Source organism: Nitrosovibrio sp. Nv4, from assembly GCF_900215485.1.
GTDB lineage: Bacteria > Pseudomonadota > Gammaproteobacteria > Burkholderiales > Nitrosomonadaceae > Nitrosospira.
This window is the reverse complement of sequence record NZ_OCMZ01000001.1, coordinates 1327802-1345606: the sequence shown is the minus strand read 5'-3', so window position 1 is coordinate 1345606 and position 17805 is coordinate 1327802. Positions and strand designations below refer to the sequence as shown.

The 17805-nt window shown below is 53.1% G+C and carries 18 protein-coding genes; 10 read left to right on the top strand and 8 right to left on the bottom strand.

Features of this window, described 5'->3' with window-relative positions:
• The first annotated feature begins 17 nt into the window (after positions 1 to 17).
• The 5 genes from adk (at position 18) to CRO05_RS05950 (ending at position 6247) form a co-directional block, all read left to right on the top strand.
• Positions 18 to 671 (top strand): adenylate kinase, encoded by a 654-nt coding sequence (adk, locus tag CRO05_RS05975; RefSeq protein WP_097066228.1) that lies wholly within the window; start codon positions 18 to 20, stop codon positions 669 to 671.
• Positions 672 to 875: 204 nt separating this feature from the next.
• Entirely contained in the window at positions 876 to 2135 is a 1260-nt protein-coding gene (locus CRO05_RS05970) for a 6-phosphofructokinase (RefSeq protein ID WP_097066227.1), read from the top strand.
• Between the two features lie 157 nt (positions 2136 to 2292).
• Positions 2293 to 4326, top strand: coding sequence for a sodium-translocating pyrophosphatase (locus CRO05_RS05965; protein WP_097066226.1), 2034 nt, complete (start codon positions 2293 to 2295; stop codon positions 4324 to 4326).
• Between the two features lie 114 nt (positions 4327 to 4440).
• Positions 4441 to 4851, top strand: a complete 411-nt coding sequence (locus CRO05_RS05960) for a heme-binding protein (RefSeq protein WP_097066225.1) — start codon at positions 4441 to 4443, stop codon at positions 4849 to 4851.
• Positions 4852 to 5188: 337 nt separating this feature from the next.
• Positions 5189 to 6247, top strand: a complete 1059-nt coding sequence (locus CRO05_RS05950) for an AI-2E family transporter (protein WP_097066709.1) — start codon at positions 5189 to 5191, stop codon at positions 6245 to 6247.
• 81 nt (positions 6248 to 6328) lie between these two features.
• Here CRO05_RS05950 and CRO05_RS05945 read toward each other — a convergent pair whose 3' ends face one another.
• Positions 6329 to 7153, bottom strand: a complete 825-nt coding sequence (locus CRO05_RS05945) for an SDR family NAD(P)-dependent oxidoreductase (RefSeq protein WP_097066223.1) — start codon at positions 7151 to 7153, stop codon at positions 6329 to 6331.
• Between the two features lie 272 nt (positions 7154 to 7425).
• On the opposite strand from CRO05_RS05945, the gene CRO05_RS05940 reads away from it, so the two are divergent.
• Positions 7426 to 8127 (top strand): SDR family oxidoreductase, encoded by a 702-nt coding sequence (locus CRO05_RS05940; protein WP_097066708.1) that lies wholly within the window; start codon positions 7426 to 7428, stop codon positions 8125 to 8127.
• A gap of 147 nt (positions 8128 to 8274) precedes the next feature.
• Here CRO05_RS05940 and CRO05_RS05935 read toward each other — a convergent pair whose 3' ends face one another.
• Both CRO05_RS05935 and CRO05_RS05930 read right to left on the bottom strand, forming a co-directional pair.
• A complete protein-coding gene (locus CRO05_RS05935; protein WP_097066222.1) occupies positions 8275 to 8595 on the bottom strand; it encodes a heavy metal-binding domain-containing protein in 321 nt (106 codons plus the stop codon).
• A gap of 93 nt (positions 8596 to 8688) precedes the next feature.
• Positions 8689 to 8982 (bottom strand): hypothetical protein, encoded by a 294-nt coding sequence (locus CRO05_RS05930; protein ID WP_097066221.1) that lies wholly within the window; start codon positions 8980 to 8982, stop codon positions 8689 to 8691.
• A gap of 86 nt (positions 8983 to 9068) precedes the next feature.
• Between CRO05_RS05930 and CRO05_RS05925 the strand changes: the two genes are divergently transcribed.
• The 4 genes from CRO05_RS05925 to CRO05_RS05910 all read left to right on the top strand — a co-directional run bounded on the left by CRO05_RS05925 (position 9069) and on the right by CRO05_RS05910 (position 13518).
• Positions 9069 to 10082 (top strand): Fe(3+) ABC transporter substrate-binding protein, encoded by a 1014-nt coding sequence (locus tag CRO05_RS05925; RefSeq protein WP_097066220.1) that lies wholly within the window; start codon positions 9069 to 9071, stop codon positions 10080 to 10082.
• A gap of 313 nt (positions 10083 to 10395) precedes the next feature.
• On the top strand, positions 10396 to 11952 hold the full coding sequence (locus tag CRO05_RS05920; RefSeq protein WP_235001313.1) for an iron ABC transporter permease: 1557 nt from the start codon (positions 10396 to 10398) through the stop codon (positions 11950 to 11952).
• Positions 11953 to 11967: 15 nt separating this feature from the next.
• Positions 11968 to 13041, top strand: a complete 1074-nt coding sequence (locus CRO05_RS05915) for an ABC transporter ATP-binding protein (protein WP_097066707.1) — start codon at positions 11968 to 11970, stop codon at positions 13039 to 13041.
• Between the two features lie 141 nt (positions 13042 to 13182).
• Complete coding sequence (locus CRO05_RS05910) at positions 13183 to 13518, top strand: hypothetical protein (RefSeq protein ID WP_097066218.1); 336 nt, start codon at positions 13183 to 13185, stop codon at positions 13516 to 13518.
• Positions 13519 to 13608: 90 nt separating this feature from the next.
• On the opposite strand, the gene CRO05_RS05905 is transcribed toward CRO05_RS05910, so the two are convergent.
• From CRO05_RS05905 to mltB, 5 genes are all read right to left on the bottom strand, one after another.
• The gene (locus tag CRO05_RS05905) at positions 13609 to 14028 is read right to left on the bottom strand and encodes a hypothetical protein (RefSeq protein ID WP_235001312.1); all 420 of its coding nucleotides are present in this window, start codon (positions 14026 to 14028) and stop codon (positions 13609 to 13611) included.
• Between the two features lie 237 nt (positions 14029 to 14265).
• A complete protein-coding gene (locus CRO05_RS05900; protein ID WP_097066216.1) occupies positions 14266 to 14919 on the bottom strand; it encodes a response regulator transcription factor in 654 nt (217 codons plus the stop codon).
• A 12-nt stretch (positions 14920 to 14931) separates the two neighbouring features.
• Entirely contained in the window at positions 14932 to 16362 is a 1431-nt protein-coding gene (locus CRO05_RS05895; protein ID WP_097066215.1) for a sensor histidine kinase, read from the bottom strand.
• 147 nt (positions 16363 to 16509) lie between these two features.
• Positions 16510 to 16644: a type II toxin-antitoxin system YoeB family toxin gene (locus CRO05_RS05890; protein ID WP_097066214.1), complete on the bottom strand. Its 135-nt coding sequence runs from the start codon at positions 16642 to 16644 to the stop codon at positions 16510 to 16512.
• Between the two features lie 61 nt (positions 16645 to 16705).
• Positions 16706 to 17704, bottom strand: coding sequence for a lytic murein transglycosylase B (gene mltB, locus CRO05_RS05885; protein WP_235001310.1), 999 nt, complete (start codon positions 17702 to 17704; stop codon positions 16706 to 16708).
• Positions 17705 to 17805: the final 101 nt, after the last annotated feature.

The following is a 17805-nucleotide window of genomic DNA, read 5'->3' as shown; positions in this document are numbered from 1 at the left end:
TATAAAAAGGGGGAATAATCATAATTGTTCTGTTAGGGGGGCCCGGCGCGGGAAAAGGCACGCAGGCCAGCTATATCAAGGAATATTTTGGCATTCCGCAGATTTCCACGGGAGACATGCTGCGCGCGGCCGTCAAGGCGGGGTCCGACCTGGGCATCATGGCCAAAAAGATCATGGATGAGGGCGGGCTTGTTTCTGATGACATCATTATCAGTCTGGTAAAGGCCCGTATCGCGCAGCCGGACTGTGAACGAGGTTTTCTCTTTGACGGTTTTCCTCGTACCATTCCCCAGGCGGACGCAATGAAGGCCGCGGGCGTACCGATCAACTTCGTCATTGAAATTGATGTGCCCGATGAAGAGATCATCAGGCGTTTGTCGGGCCGGCGCGTGCATCCCGCTTCGGGCCGTATTTATCACATGACATTCAATCCGCCCAAGACGGATGACAGGGACGATGTAACCGGCGAGCCGCTGATACAGCGTGATGATGACAAAGAGGAAACCGTAAGGAAACGGCTCGAAATTTATCACGCCCAAACCAAACCATTGGTAGAATACTATGCCAGATGGTCAGCTAGCGGCGGAATGGGCGCCCCCACATATGTAAAAATAACGGGGACCGGTTCGGTGGAAAACATCCGTGACGCCATTTTCGCGTCACTGAAATAACTTCAGGCAACTCCTGGCGGCTCAAGCTTCATGGTATCACCGCCGTTTTAATTCGCGAACAGAGCAATATCGAAGCGGCAGGAGTTCCAATGTTGCCGCGTAAATGATGGCGCGCCCGGATTGTAGCGCCACGGGAGCAAGTGCGCCAGTATATTGCCGTAGTGTAATAAAGGAATAAAGGATTTAGATAATCAGGGGAGAAAAATGGCAGCAAAAAATGCTTTTTATGCTCAATCCGGCGGAGTTACCGCCGTCATCAATGCCTCTGCTGCTGGCGTCATCGAAACCGCGCGCCAACAAAAGGGAAAGATAGGCAAGGTTTATGCGGGCCGTAACGGTATCATTGGCGCCCTTACCGAAGAACTGATCGATACGGGCGAAGATTCCGACGCGGCGATCAGGGCCTTGCGCCATACTCCGTCAGGCGCGTTCGGATCTTGCCGCTACAAGCTGAAGAGCCTTGAACAAAACAGACGGGAGTACGAGCGTCTGATCGAAGTATTCAAAGCACATAATATCGGTTACTTCTTCTATAATGGCGGCGGTGATTCAGCCGACACCTGCCTCAAGGTCTCCCAACTGGCCGATACCCTGGGCTACCCCATCCAGGCCATCCATGTACCGAAAACGGTAGATAACGACCTTCCCATCACCGACTGCTGTCCGGGCTTCGGCTCAGTCGCGAAATACATCGCGGTATCCACCCTCGAAGCAAGCTTTGACGTAGCCAGCATGTGCGCAACATCGACCAAGGTATTCGTGCTGGAAGTGATGGGGCGCCATGCGGGGTGGATCGCGGCGGCAGGCGGTTTGGCGTCCAGCAGCGACCGTGAAATTCCGATCGTCATCCTCTTTCCCGAGATCGCTTTCGACAAATCGAAATTTATCGCCAAGGTGGACAGTTATGTCAAACAATTCGGCTACTGCTCGGTAGTGGTGTCCGAAGGCGTGAAAGGAGATGACGGGAAATTCCTCTCCGACCAGGGAGTTCGCGACGCTTTCGGGCACGCGCAACTGGGCGGCGTAGCGCCTGTGGTGGCAAACATCGTCAAGGAGCAGCTTGGGCTGAAATACCACTGGGGTGTAGCGGACTATCTGCAACGGGCTGCGCGTCATATCGCATCCGAAACCGACGTGGAGCAGGCTTACGCAATGGGCAAGGCTGCGGTGGAATTCGCCGTCCAGGGGCACAACTCGGTAATGCCCACGATAGAGCGCATTTCGAATAAACCATACAAGTGGAAAGTCGGTATGGCGCAGCTTTCCCAAGTCGCCAACGTTGAGAAGATGATGCCCGAAAATTTCATCAGCGAGGATGGTTTTGGCATTACCGATAAATGCCGAGAGTATCTCGCGCCGCTCATCAAGGGAGAAGATTATCCCCCATACGAGGATGGGTTACCGACCTACGTGCGGCTGAAGAATGTCGCAGTAGCGAAAAAACTCGGCGACTTCACGATTTGAATCCCTTCAGATCTGACGTAATTGAAAGTGCATAAGTAGTATTGGCAGTATTGTTTACTTGGTGTTTGGATACACCAACGGATGCTTCACGCGGAATTCCGGGATTGGAATTCCCGGTAGGTGTTTTTGGATGATCCGACTTTAACTGGAGATTTAAATGGCTACTGGTTTAATCATCGCAATTGGCTGTGCGATGGCGGCGCTCGTCTACGGAGCGATTTCGATAAAATGGATTGTGGCTTTGCCAACCGGCAACGAACGCATGCGCGATATCGCGGCTGCGATTCAGCAGGGCGCTTCGGCTTATCTGAATCGCCAATACACCACCATCAGCATAGTGGGCGTGATTCTGCTGATGGCCATTTTCATGGCACTTGGCTGGCAAACCGCGGTAGGCTTCGCCCTTGGCGCGATCTTGTCAGGCCTGACCGGATATATCGGCATGAACGTGTCTGTGCGCGCCAATGTACGTACTGCGGAAGCTGCTCGTCAAGGACTCAACGCCGCACTTGATGTGGCCTTCAAGGGCGGAGCCATCACGGGCATGCTGGTGGTAGGCCTGGGTCTGCTAGGCGTGGCCGGCTACTTTGCGGTGCTTACCGGCATGGGCGCTACCCAGGCGGAGGCAACTCATGCCTTGGTAGGCGTGGCCTTCGGTAGTTCGCTGATTTCCATTTTTGCCCGCCTTGGCGGCGGAATTTTCACGAAGGGCGCAGACGTCGGCGCCGACCTCGTGGGCAAGGTTGAAGCCGGCATTCCTGAGGATGATCCGCGCAACCCGGCGGTGATTGCCGATAACGTCGGAGACAATGTCGGAGACTGTGCCGGTATGGCGGCGGACCTGTTTGAGACTTACGCCGTTACCATTATCGCGACCATGCTGCTGGGCGGGTTGCTCATCACCGACGCTGGCCCGAATGCGGCACTTTATCCGCTGGTGCTGGGCGGAGTCTCGATTATTGCCTCGATCATCGGCTGCTACTTTGTCAAGGCGCGTGAGGGCGGCAAGATCATGAATGCGCTTTATCGCGGCCTGGCAGTCGCCGGCGGACTGGCGGCACTCGCCTACTACCCCATCACTACCATAATGCTGGGCGACGGCGTAATGATTGAGGGCAAACTGGTTTCATCGATGAATCTTTATCTCGCCGGGTTGGTCGGCCTGGCACTCACCGCTGCCATGGTCTGGATTACCGAGTATTACACCTCCACCGAATACAAGCCGGTGCGGCATATCGCGGAAGCTTCCAGCACCGGCCACGGCACCAACGTGATTGCGGGTTTGGGCGTTTCCATGAAGTCCACCGCGGCCCCGGTGCTGGTCGTTTGTCTCTCTATCTGGTGCACGTTTGAGCTTGCAGGACTATATGGCATTGCCATTGCTGCTACGTCCATGCTGTCAATGGCCGGAATTATCGTGGCACTCGACGCCTACGGTCCAATTACCGACAACGCGGGCGGCATCGCGGAAATGGCTGGCCTGCCGCCAGAGATACGGGATATTACCGATCCGCTGGACGCGGTGGGCAACACCACCAAGGCGGTGACAAAAGGCTACGCCATCGGCTCTGCCGGTCTGGCTGCGCTGGTGCTGTTTGCGGATTACACCCATGCGCTTGCGAGCGGCGGCAAATCGGTAAGTTTTGATTTATCCGACCACATGGTGATCATCGGTTTGTTTCTGGGTGGGATGGTTCCCTACCTCTTCGGCGCCATGGCAATGGAAGCGGTCGGTCGTGCTGCTGGTTCGGTAGTGGTGGAAGTGCGCCGTCAGTTCAGGGAAATTCCCGGCATCATGGAAGGTACGGCCAAGCCGGATTACTCCAGAGCAGTGGATATGGTAACAAGAGCGGCTATCAAGGAAATGATCCTTCCTTCGTTGCTGCCGGTAGCGGTGCCTCTGCTCGTCGGCCTCCTGCTTGGCCCGGTAGCCCTGGGCGGGGTTCTGATTGGCGCCATCATCACGGGTATTTTTGTGGCAATTTCCATGACCGCCGGGGGCGGGGCCTGGGATAACGCAAAAAAATACATTGAAGACGGCAACTTTGGCGGAAAGGGCTCTGAAGCACATAAAGCCGCCGTCACGGGCGACACTGTCGGCGATCCCTACAAGGATACCGCTGGCCCCGCGATCAATCCGCTCATCAAGATCATGAACATTGTGGCGTTACTGATCGTACCGCTGCTATAAAATTGCACCTCCCAAAAAGCACGCCTGATAGTTCCGGCGTGCTTTATTTTTTTTGAAGATTAATCTCGTTCGTGTATCAACACTCAGATCTTTCCCCGATTCCCGATATTTCTTATGAATAACAAGATCAGTCTCACTCTTGCTGATGCCAAAATTATCGCCGCGGCGGCGGAAGCGGAAGCCCGCCGCAACAATTGGCCGGTCGTGGTTGCCATTGTTGATGATGGCGCTCACCTGGTTAGCCTGCTGCGCCTCGACAATGCACAATTCGGCAGTATTGACGTCGCAATCCAGAAGGCCCGTGCCGCCATTGCTTTTCGCCGCCCTACCAAGGTTTGGGAAGAACATATTGCTGATGGGCGCATGCGTTATCTCGGCCTGCCCGGAACCCTGCCGATTGAAGGAGGCCTGCCCATCGTAGTGGATGGCCAGTTTATAGGGGCTGTGGGGGTAAGCGGCGTAAGATCCAGTGAGGATGCGCAAATTGCACAAGCGGGATTGGATGCGTTGCCGGGGAAGGTCTGAAAAAACGCTTTTTTTGCCCAGTTTCGGTTACTACATAGGACTCGGCGGGACCGGTACAAAGGATTCCAGGAATCAGCTTGGCCCCGGCGAGGGCATCCGGGATAAAATCGCGACCGGACGCAATGCGCTATCAAGCATGCAAACTCCCGGTTTTTCTTCCATCACGCCGCTGCATACTGCACAATGTAGTGCGAGATCGATGTTTCCCGTGTTCTCGTAAGCCCTTCTCCGAACCATCGCCTCCCCTTTTCTCGTCATCGCTATCCAACTTGAGGCTGAGTTAAGGTAGGATTGGGCTGCAAATCAATGAATGCCCTTACTGAACCCTCAGGATTATATGAATAACTCGGAGCTTCAACAAAAAACGTTTCTTCTCATGTTGATTGCCGTCTCCGTGGCATTCGTATGGATTCTCTTGCCATTCTACGGCGCGGTATTCTGGGGCTCAGTTCTTGCCATCATATTTACCCCGTATTATCGCCGGTTGCTGGGCGTCATGAAAAATCGCCCAAACCTTGCCGCGATCACCACTCTATTGCTCTGCCTGATTGTGGTGATTCTCCCGATTACAATAATGACAATTTCAATGCTGCAGGAAGGCGTCATTGTCTACCAGCGGATTCGATCGGGAGAATTGAATTTTGGCGCATATTTTCAACAGATCATTAGCGCTTTACCGCCCTGGTTAGTCAATCTGTTGGACCGCTCGGGACTCACAAATATTTCCGAACTGCAGGAGATGCTGTCAACCGGCGTTTTGCAGGGGAGTCAATTTCTCGCAATGCACGCACTTAGCATCGGTCAGGATACTTTCGAGTTCGTTATCAGTTTCGGCATCATGCTGTACCTGCTTTTTTTCCTGCTGCGCGACGGCGCCGCGCTCTCGTCGAAGATCAAACAAGCCATACCGCTGAGCATGGAGCATAAGCGGCATCTGTTCGCCAAATTCACGACTGTTATTCGCGCCACTGTGAAAGGTAACGTTGCCGTTGCTGCAATTCAGGGAGCACTGGGCGGCGTGATGTTTTCGTTCCTCGGCATCCAGGGAGCGCTGCTATGGGGTTTCGTAATGGCCTTTCTTTCCCTGATACCAGCAGTCGGAGCCGGGCTGATTTGGATGCCGGTAGCAATCTATTTTCTGGTTACCGGTGCTGTATGGCAGGGGGCCGTCCTCATCGCCTTCGGCGTGTTTGTCATCGGACTCGTCGATAACCTTTTGCGACCCGTACTTGTCGGGCGGGATACCAAAATCCCCGATTATGTGATCCTCATCTCTACGCTCGGAGGTCTCGTTCTTTTCGGCCTTAACGGGTTCGTTATCGGGCCGGTCATCGCGGCACTGTTTATTGCTGCATGGGATCTCTTTTCTTCGTCGACGGAAGCACGCGTGGATTAGCCGGAACCCATTTGTCGCCCGCGATGACAGCCTTTCCGTATTACGTCTCCTGCCTGATGTTGGAGCCCAACAGTACCTGCATCAAGTTTTGGAAAACCGCATCTGGAGTCGGAGCGCCCACGCAAATATGCGATTACCCAATAGCCATCTGGCGGCGACGGACATCTTGGAATCGAGAGGAAGCGCATGTCTTACGGGGGGGTTAGAGGCGGTAACAGCATCGACCACCGCCGTTGCGATGATTTCCGGCCCAGGCGCCCTCGGTTCGCCAGCGAGAAGGTTACGCACACCGGCAAGAAGCTTTTCGTACCCCGGGGGATGCTCAACCGCCTCCAACGTTCTTAACTGATTGGGAACGAACTCTGTCTTTATCAAGCCCGGCGCAATAAGCACCACATCGATCCCGAACTCCATCACTTCACCGCGCAGGGCATCGGTCAGCGCTTCAATGGCATACTTCGACGCGGCGTACCAGCCGAAGCCCGGAACGGATATCCTGCTCAATATGGAAACGATATTGACAATACATCCTGATTTCTGCTTTCGCATATGCGGAAGCACTGCCTGCATGAATCGCGCGTAGCCGAAAACGTTGACCTCGAACTGTCTATGGGCAGCCTCCATGGAAACACATTCAATGGCGCCCAACTGGCAGAACGCGGCATTGTTCACCAGCACATCAATTCTTCCCTTGGTCGATATCACGTGACTTACCGCCCTATGAATGCCTTCTTCATCGGTTACATCCAACTGGATCGGCTCTATATGGTCAGACCGTATCTGTTCCAGCCTGTGCATGCGGCGCGCCGCGGCAAATACGTAATAACCGTTTTGGGCGAGAAGCTCCGCCGTAGCCCTTCCGATACCGCTAGACGCGCCGGTAACCAGTGCAATCCGTTGAGTCATATCTTCGCTCCTTTTATGGTTGCCATTCGTTTAGCTTTTTATACATAATGGACGAGCATTAGAGAAAGAGAACCTCTCAACAAACCCCTGCGGAACGCTTGCCGATAACTGCTGGCAAATAAGGCTTTACCCGAAGGTTTCCTTAGGTCAAACAGTAACGCATCGTATGTGCGAATTCATCCTGTAACACTACTTTATAGCACCAGGCAATGCAGCACGCCGGTTTTAATCTCGAAGAAATCCGGCCAATTGCAAGCAATAAGGAGAGAAATATGAAAACTACATTGATTACTGGAGCCAGCCGAGGGATCGGGCTGGAATTTTGCAGGCAATATGCAGCAGATGGGTGGCGCGTTTTTGCTGGCAGCCGCCACCCGCAAAAATCAGATGAACTCAACGCCCTGGCAGCCCATTATCCTGACCAGGTTACCGTCCATGCACTTGATGTTGCGGATCATGCCCAGATCGAAAAACTGGCACAGTCCCTGGCCCGCGAGCCCATCGATCTGCTGCTTAACAACGCCGGTGTGTATACGGGCTCTCATGCAGGCGGCACTTTCGGTAATGAGGACTACAAGGCCTGGGAGTATGCTTTTCGCATCAATACCATGGCAGCCCTGAAGATGGCTCAGACCTTTGCGCCACAGATTACCCGAAGCAGCCATAAGATAATCGTGACTATCAGCAGTAAGATGGGCAGTATTGCGGATAACAGTGGTGGCGGCAGTTATATGTACCGTTCCAGCAAGGCGGCGGTAAATATGGTCGTTAAAACGCTTGCCATCGACCTGAAATCTGCTGGCGTCATTGCGGTGGTATTCCATCCTGGATGGGTGAAGACGGATATGGGAGGCCCGAACGCATTGATCTCTGCAACCCAGAGTGTCTCCGGCATGCGGCATGTCATCAGCGGGCTCACGCTGGCAGATTCCGGCAAATTCATCGCTTATGACGGCCAGGCGATTCCGTGGTAAACGCTCGGTTTACTATTTTGCGCAATTGCAGTAGCGAACCGGGCAGTTAGAGGGATAGCCAGAACTTCTGCTAGAACTTCTGCTAAACCGCGCCGCAATCGCATCAATCCAGTTAAACCTGGTAATCGGGAGGTTCGCTCAAGCAACTTACTCAACAATTACGGCCGTTCCACTAGCCGAAACCATCAACATCCCATTGTCTTTTCCCATTATTTCGTAATCGATATCAATGCCGATCACCGCGTTTGCGCCGAGATCCTGTGCGCGCTGCCGCAGCTCTTCCAGTGCGATCTCCCGGGCCCGCTGCAACTCTTTCTCGTAGGTTCCGGAACGTCCTCCCACCAGGTCGCGGATTCCCGCAAACAGGTCTTTGAACAGGTTGGCGCCGAGGATTGCTTCTCCGGCGATAACGCCACAATATTTCGTGACGCGCTTTCCATCAATGCTCGGGGTAGTGGTAAGTTGCATATTCCTCCATCCAGACTTTCGTCAATAAAAAACGGATGACTTTTCATTGCCAATCACAATAAACAGCTCGTTCATGGCTGCACCTGTCATTCACTATGGGGTGTTTGGTTTCGGCCTCTTGCGAAGCTTTTTCAACGGGCGCTTTCCCTGAGTTCCCGGTGTTCCTTGCGTTCCCTGTGCCCCATCACGGAGTTTGAATTGCTCAGCAGGCGCAGGCGCCGGCTTGCGCCGAACATTCCGCTCAGAAGCTATCACCCGGTTGACGGGGGTAAGCATAATCTCAAGCTCATTGATCTCATCCCACTGAGCTTCCGTGCGCTGCCTCTCGGGAATCGCAAGAAGCTTTTGCAGACGGTCATAAGAGGGGGTCGGTTCGGGTTTATCCATGGTATATTATTGCGACGCTTCTGATAATTATTATCATTTATAATATGATTATGATTGGTTCCGCTGTTGATATGGAGTAAATAATAATGTCGAACGCCCGCTTCAACCATTATCTTACCGCAATGTTTTGTTGTGTCACCCTGTTTGCTGCCAGCGCATCTCGCGCCGAGCAGGTCGTTGTCTATTCCGCACGGATCGAACAACTCATCAAGCCCATGTTCGACGCTTTCACAAAAGAAAGCGGTATCGACGTGAAATTTGTCACGGATAAAGAAGGCCCGCTGCTCGCTCGCCTCAAGGCGGAAGGAAAAAACACTCCTGCCGACATGCTGATCACCTCGGATGCGGGCAATCTGTGGGAGGCTGCGCGGGAAGGATTGTTGCGCCCGGTCGAGTCAAAAACGCTGGAAGCCAATATTCCCGCCCATCTGCGTGATCCACAGAAACAGTGGTTTGGTTTGTCGGTACGCGCTCGCACTATTATATACAACACAGACAAGGTGAAGCCCTCGGATCTTTCGACCTACGAGGCTTTGGCCGAGCCCAAGTGGAAGGAACGGCTGTGCCTGCGCACTTCCAAGAAAGTATACAACCAGTCGCTGGTGGCGATGATGATTGCTGAGCATGGCGATGCCAGGACCGAGCAAATCGTGAAAGGGTGGGTCGCCAATCTCGCCACCGATCCTTTGTCCGATGACACCAGGGCAATGGAATTTGCCGCGGCGGGGAAATGCGACGTCACCATTGCAAACACCTATTATTATGGCCGCCTGATGGAAAAGAACCCTGCACTGCCACTGGCGATTTTCTGGCCGAATCAGGAAAGCAGCGGCGTGCACGTAAACATCTCTGGTGCAGGTGTTACCAAATATGCCCGTCATCCCGACGCTGCAATCAAGTTGCTGGAATTTCTGTCGTCAGAGAAAGCGCAAAACCTGTTTGCCGACGTAAACATGGAATACCCGGTCAATCCAAAAGTGAAAATCGATCCGGCGGTAGCCGCATGGGGGACCTTTAAACAGAATACGATAAATGTGAACAAAGCGGGAGAGTTACAAGCCGAAGCGGTAAAGCTGATGGACCGCGCAGGCTATCGATAGGCGCCTGAAGCTGAATCCGGCAGTTGACCGCCTTTTTTTCAGCTTGGCATCATGACTCATACAATTTTTTTCGTCACATGACCTTCAGCTTTTTGGTGAATTCGCTATCGGGTGAAGTGCGGGGTGAAGTGCGTAAAGTGCGTAAACCCCACTGCGCCCCACCGCCGGATTTGGGTTAAAGTGCGTGAAAGATGAGGCGCTTAACTCAACGGAGAATGAGACAGGCACGAGAAAAGCTTTTTTCAGCTTCTCGACGTCCACCCGACCTACTTCAACAGTTTGGCGCCTGGTTCCATTTTTAGTTGCCGCTTTAGTGTTGGTGCCCATCGGCACGGTTGTCTCATCGCTTTTTGCTCCAACTGGCGACGTCTGGGAACATCTGGTTGAAACGACCCTGGCCAGCTTGCTTATCAACACATTCTGGCTCGCTCTGGGGGTGGCGTCCGGCTCCGCCCTGTTGGGAGTAAGCCTGGCGTGGTTCACGGCGGTTTGCGAATTCCCGGGCCGCAAATTCTTTTCCTGGGCGCTATTACTGCCGCTCGCCATTCCCGCCTATGTCACCGCATTCGTCGCACTCGGTCTATTCGATTATATTGGCCCCGTGCAAACAGCGCTACGTGCCTGGCTAGGACCGGATTTATCCTGGTTTCCGAATGTGCGCAGCAGGCCGGGCGTCATTGTTGTCATGGTTCTGGCTTTTTATCCGTATGTGTATCTGCTGACACGCAATGCATTTCTCACTCAGGGCAAACGCTCTCTCGAGGCTGCACAATCGTTGGGCTTGAATCGCACGCAAGGATTTTTTAAGCTGTCGTTGCCCATGGCGCGTCCATGGATTGCAGGCGGCACGATGCTGGTGCTGATGGAAACTTTGGCTGATTTTGGCACGGTAGCCGTCTTTAATTACGACACCTTCACCACCGCCATTTATAAAGCCTGGTTCGCAATGTTTTCCTTGCCTGCGGCCTCTCAGCTCGCCTCGTTGCTGATCGTGATCGTCTTCGCCATGATCGTCCTGGAGCAACAATTCCGGTCGCGTATCCGCTATGCCGAAATCAGGCAGAGTGCAAGGGCCGATCGCATTCCACTCACCGGCTGGCGTGGATGGACCATCGCTGGCTTTGCCTCGGGGACGCTGTTTTTTGCATTCCTCTTGCCAGTCATGCAATTGAGCATTTGGGCGGCACGTGTTTTCGCACGTGATTTCGACCAGCGATACCTGGAGTTTCTCTGGCATTCGCTGCTGCTATCCGCTTTCGCCACCGTGCTCACCTGCTCCGTCGCGCTACTTATGGTCTACGCGGCACGGCGTCATTCTGATCCGATTACTCACGCCGCAGTGCGCATTTCCACTATCGGCTATGCGTTGCCTGGCGCCGTTCTGGCAGTTGGCGTTTTCATCCCGATGGCGTGGCTGGATAACCAGCTGAGCGATATCGCTATGCAACTATTTCATATAGAGACAGGGCTGCTCATTCAGGGCACTCTCGTTACCATGCTGATCGCCTATATGACGCGTTTCCTCGCGGTAACCCACAGCCCCATAGATAGCGCCATGCAGCGTATCACGGGCAGCATTGACGAGGCCGCCATGGGACTTGGTTTGAACGGATGGGCTGCGCTGCGCCGCGTACACTTGCCTATTCTGAAAGGTGGGATATTCACGGCTGCCACGCTGGTTTTCGTGGATGTAATGAAGGAAATGCCCATCACCCTGATGACCCGGCCCTTCGGTTGGGATACCCTTTCGGTGAGAATTTTTGAAATGACTTCGGAAGGCGAATGGGAACAGGCTGCGCTACCCGCAGTGGCTCTGGTGCTGGCAGGTCTGCTCCCCCTGATATTTTTTGTGCGGCAAACTGAAAGATAATTTTGACTTATGGCCATGAACGCGCTGCTTGAGCTCAGGAATATCCGGCATGCCTATGGCCAGCAAAGGGTGGTGAATGATTTATCGCTCACACTGAAAAAAGGCGCGATCGGCTGCCTGCTGGGCCCCAGCGGATGCGGTAAAACTACCGTACTAAGATGTATTGCCGGGTTTGAATCGGTTTCGGCCGGCGCAATTTTACTCAACGGTGTCATGATAAGTAATGCAAGTTTCTGTTTGCCGCCCGAACAGCGGCACATTGGCATGGTATTTCAGGACTATGCATTATTTCCTCATCTGACAGTCCAGGCCAATATTGGCTTTGGCCTGCATCGCATGCAAAAAGCGGAGCGCGCGGGACGTATCGCTGAAATGCTGCAAACCGTAGGCCTTACCGACGTGTCGGAAAAGTACCCGCATCAACTGTCGGGAGGCCAGCAGCAACGCGTAGCCCTCGCGCGAGCGTTAGCTCCACGGCCCGATTTGCTGCTGCTGGATGAACCTTTCTCCAATCTCGATGTAACCCTGCGCGGGCGTTTGAGCGTGGAAGTACGCGAGATTCTCAAGAGTCAGAACGCCACCGCTATTTTAGTGACGCATGACCAGGACGAGGCTTTTGCAATCGCAGATGAGATCGGCGTCATGCATCTTGGCGAAATCCAGCAATGGGATACGGCATATAACCTCTATCACAAGCCCGCCAACCGGTTCGTCGCAAATTTCATTGGCCAAGGGGTTTTTCTCCCCGGCAGGATGCTCGACCCGAGCCATGTTGAAATCGAGCTTGGAACGCTGGCAGGAGTTATCCCTCATCAATGCATTCAGGATTGCCAGCTATGCCGTGAGGGAAATCCCGTGGATGTGCTGATTCGGCCGGATGACCTCGTGCATGATGATGACAGTCCGCTTCGAGCAGCGGTGATAAACAAGGCTTTCCGTGGCGCCGATATCATGTACACCTTGCGCTTGCCCGGCGGTAGCACTGCGCTATCACTGGTACCCAGCCATCACAATCACGCCATAGGCGAAAAAATAGGCATCAGGCTGGAAACAGATCATGTTGTGGCATTCAGCCGATCCGCATCGTAGCCGCAGCCCTATTCTCATCAATGGTGATAGCGTTTCGGCCGACCAGACCGTTTAAAGCCAAATCTGTGGCGGATCAGGAGTTGCGTAAGGAATATGTAGTAATGTATCTACATTATAGATATCAGAGAACGATGCATCAGGATGCGCATCACGATCTCGACAAACGAGTTCAATCAGGATACTCAGCAAACGCCAGGAAAGCAGCCGGATATGGCCAGGGTATTCATAGCGGATAGAGGCCGCGAGGTATGTACTGCTACTGCTGACAATAAATACCAGAAGCTGACCGGCACGCCAGCCTCTATCATTCGATATTACCTTTGCCTGGAATGGAAGATGTCGAGTTCGATTGACAAGGCAACTACGGCAAAGCGAGAAACTTGGAGGCACAGCGACATCGGCGGCTGTGTTACCACCGTCGCCTGTTGCTGTCAGCCATTAAATTCGAATGGAACAGGTACGCGCCTGATCGGGTGACCGAACCGTTGCGAGGCGCCATTTTTCGAATCTGGTTGGCCGTTATGTCCTGATTCGGCGCGCGTCAATGCCTTATGGAGGGCCGGAACTTCAAATCTGATCGTTGGAGTCTGATCCGATCCTGGCATTATTCTTGAGGTTTCGCCCACTCGGTATTTCTGCTGAAGCGGCATCACCGTGCTGGGCGAGCTCCAAGGCCATTTTCTGGTGAAAAGCCGCCTGCTTCATGGTTTCCTCCGCGGTGCGCTCGTATTTATGCAATAAAGCCAAAGTATGCGATTGCTTATCTTGCGCCTGCCTGCCATAAAGATAGCTTTTTTCTTCATAGTGCTGAAGCAGTTTCTTTTGCTCCTCCGCCTTTACCAGCATTTCTTTGGCGGTACGTTGATATTGCTTCACCAATTTATCATGGTCGGCATAGGTTCTCGCATTCGTTGCAGCCATACGAATATTGTCACTCTGCGCTTCCATAGGACCCATTTGCGCGCAGGAAGCCAATAGGCCGAGCATAGCCAAGATTCCAACAAATGTTCCCGATTTTGTTTTCATAATAGTAATGAACCCAAATAGAATGAGAGTAGCTTCATCCTAACTCAGTCCATACTATTGAACTATTGGGGAAACCCTGGTTTTTTACTAAGGGAAACCCTTATGTAACATTTATATGTCGGAAGTGACTAATAGAATGTTGATAATATTGGGATCCGCCTGCTGTATAAAACTGCTCAGAAAGAATCCCGGCACCGATTATTGCGCTTTTGTCCAATGGGTGGCATAACGTATCAAATCGGCGCCGTCTTTCAAGTTCAATTTGGTACGAATGTTGAAGCGGTGCGTTTCGATAGTTTTAATACTGCGGCTAAGCAACTTGGCAATTTCCTGACTGCTATGCCCGGATCCAATCAAATGCAGTACCTCAAACTCGCTGGGGGTCAGACTGTTAATCAACGGTTCAGGCTTCGAGTTTCCGGTCACGACCCGATTCAACAGCCTGGCGTGCATCGGCTTGCTCAGATAAATACTCCCCTTTAATACCTCGCGGATAGCGGTTACCAGCACATCTCCCGGCTCCTGCTTCATCACGTAGCCACGCGCGCCGGCCCTCAAAGCGCGTTCCGCATACACGCCTTCGTCGTGCATGGAGACAACGAGTACGGGTAATGCAGGGAACAGAATGTGTATGCTTTTTATGACCTCAAAACCCGAGAGGGTCTTGAGAGACACATCCATCAAAACGATATCTGCATGATGCCCCGCTTTGAGTGCGGCCAGCGCTTCGTCGCCGTCACCCGCTTCGGCAAATACCTCCATATCTGGCTCAAGATTGATGAGCATCGCCATGCCGTGCCGCAACATCGCGTGATCGTCCACCAGCATTACTTGTGCTTTCAAGGCTGACATACCAGGAAACCCCTATACCATTCGCATTTCCAGCCGCACTTCCATTCCCCCTTCGGGGTGCGACAGGAATTCCAGTGTCGCGCCAAGCTGCCTGGCGCGATATTGCATGATTTTAATGCCCATTCCTGGCATCGCCCCGTATTTTGTGTTCAAACCGGCAAAGCCGCCTCCGTCATCGCGTATCGACAGGCGGAGCATTCCTCCGTCGGAAACCAGCGAAATCGTCACATGCCGCGCGCCGCCGTGCCGTATCGCATTATTGGTAGCCTCCTGCGCAATCCGGTAAAGATTAAGCGCAAGATTCTTATCCTTGATAAGGACTTCATCTCTGCATACAAAATCACAAGTGATTTTATAAGTGACTGAAATTCTCGATGCAAACGCCCGCAAGGCACCCATCAGACCATTGGTCTCCAATTCAAATGGAAGCAGCCCCTGAGCAAGCTGTTTGCATTGCATCACGGCGATCTGCGCCTGGGTTGCGATGGAAGCTGCGACGGTTGCCGCATCCACACTCCCCGATGCGGATATTTTTTTCTCCAGCGCCTTGGCTTGATAACCAATCGCCGCAATCTGCTGGCCGAGATTGTCGTGCAATTCCTGGCCGATCGAACGCTGGTGTTCTTCTGCAATGGAAACCAGCGTCTGCTCCAGACGCTTGCGATCAAGCCAGCTCTCCAGATCACTCGCAACAGCGTCGATAAGCCGCTGCTCTTCCGGCACCAGGAATGGTTTGTCCTCGGGATAGAAGACACACAACCGGCCGCAGGGTTTATTGTTGGCCTTAATCTCCGATTGCAGCTCGTGCGTACGACACTGGCCATGATTCTCGGAGGTAAAGCGCCTGCCATCGAGTTCGATCATGGCGGTAGCAATTTCCGGGAATTGCATGGCCGGTATCAGATGCTCAAAAATCTGCTGACAGACATTATCCACCGACAATTCCAGCCCCATACCATGGCGGATTTCATAGAGACAGGTGATTTCTTTCAGACGCTCGCGTAGCGCCTCATCGATCTGCTTGCGCTCGAACCACCTCTCCAGATCACTCGCGACAGCGTCGATGAGCCGCTGCTCTTCCGGCACGAGGAATGGTATATCTTCGGGATAAAAGACACGCAACTGCCCACAGGGATTGTTATTCGCGCTAATTTTCGATTGCAGCTCGTGCGCAGGACCTTGGCCGTGATTCTCGGAGGTGAAGCGCCTGCCATCGAGTTCGATCATGGCGGTAGCAATCTCCGGAAATTGCATGGCCGGTATCAGGTGTTCAAAAATCTGCTGGCAGACATTCTCCACCGATAATTCCGGCCCCAGGCCACGGCGAATTTCATATAGGCAGGTGATTTCCTTCAGACGCTCGCGCAGTGCCTGACCTGCGCTTGCGGGCTCATCCATAGAGGGACGCGCCGCGTCCGCTTGGCTTTTATCCTGCCTGGTCATTGTGAACTTTCACTGTTCGATCACTGCCAATCAAATACTCCCAATAACGGCATTGCCGCATAACCTTTTTTTCACGGGAGCACCCGAACTTGGAAGCGTAGATGGGTAATAGATAATACCGTGGAAATACGCAATCTCGATAAACAGCTATCCATAGTGGTAGCGGCAGGAAATGATAGCAATATCGCTATCAGACAGTTCATAAACAAATCTATTAACCTCATCAATTCGACGAGACCAGAACTCAACCAAACTTTCCCTTAACGGTTCGGGTTCTCCGATGCCTTCAAAGGCGCACGCTGCGCGGACTTAATTGATTCAATAGTCCAAATTGGCAATCGTCTTATTGCAAAGTCAAATTTCTCGCCGCACGTATTTCCGCTGCCAGTTGTAATACTGACATTGCGTAATTTACGCTGCGATTGTAGCGCGTGATGACAAAGAAATTATTGAAACCCAACCAATGTTCGTTCCCGCTTTTGTTCTCCAGCTCGATCAGCGTGACCTGGCGGTCGCCAGATATAGGCGCTTGCGGCGCGACACCCAATTTTCTCATTTCCTCTACTGTATAAAACGGCTTGCTCCCGGAGTACACAGCCTGATGGTAGTCTTCACCGTTAACCAGCGCGGGAACCGCTACCGTCTGTTCTGTTTCCCAGCCGTAACTCTTCAGATAATTCGCGACGCTGCCAATGGCATCTGCCGTGCTACCGGATAAATCGGTTTTACCATCATTATCAAAATCCACCGCATATCGGCGATAACTGCTGGGCATGAATTGCGGGATACCGATAGCACCGGCATAAGAACCCTTGATGTTCAGTATGTCTGCACGCTGTTCCCGTCCCATCAGCAGATAGTGCTCCAACTCGTTGCGAAAGAATTCGGCGCGTTTCGGATAGTCAAACGCCAGCGTAGTCAATGCGTCCAGCACACGATGCCTCCCGCTCTGAACGCCATAATTTGTTTCGACGCCGATCACCGCGGCGATGATTTCCTCGGGAATGCCGAATTCTCTGCGCGCCCGCTCCAACACTGCAACATGGCTATTCCAGAAGGCAACGCCGTCAGTAACACGCTGGGGTGTCACGAGGAGCGGCCGGAACTCGTACCACGGCTTTGAAGTAGCCGGCTTGGAAATCGCATTGATTATCGACGGCTGAAACTGCGCTGCGCCGAGAACGTGCTCAAGTTCAGTCTGGGTAAATCCGTGCCGTTCCACCATCTCACCGATAAAGGTTCCGATGTCTGGCCGCAGCTGCGCAGGCGCGGCGGTGGAACCCGTTGCACCGATCGCGGCGCATCCGGCGAGTGTCAACAACCCAAATGCGTACAGGCGCAATCGTCTGATTTTTCCAGATAAGAAAGCGCGGACAACCGCTGACCTCTTACCGCTATCTATACGGACAATCAAAAACCGGACAGATGCTTCCCTTAATCTTT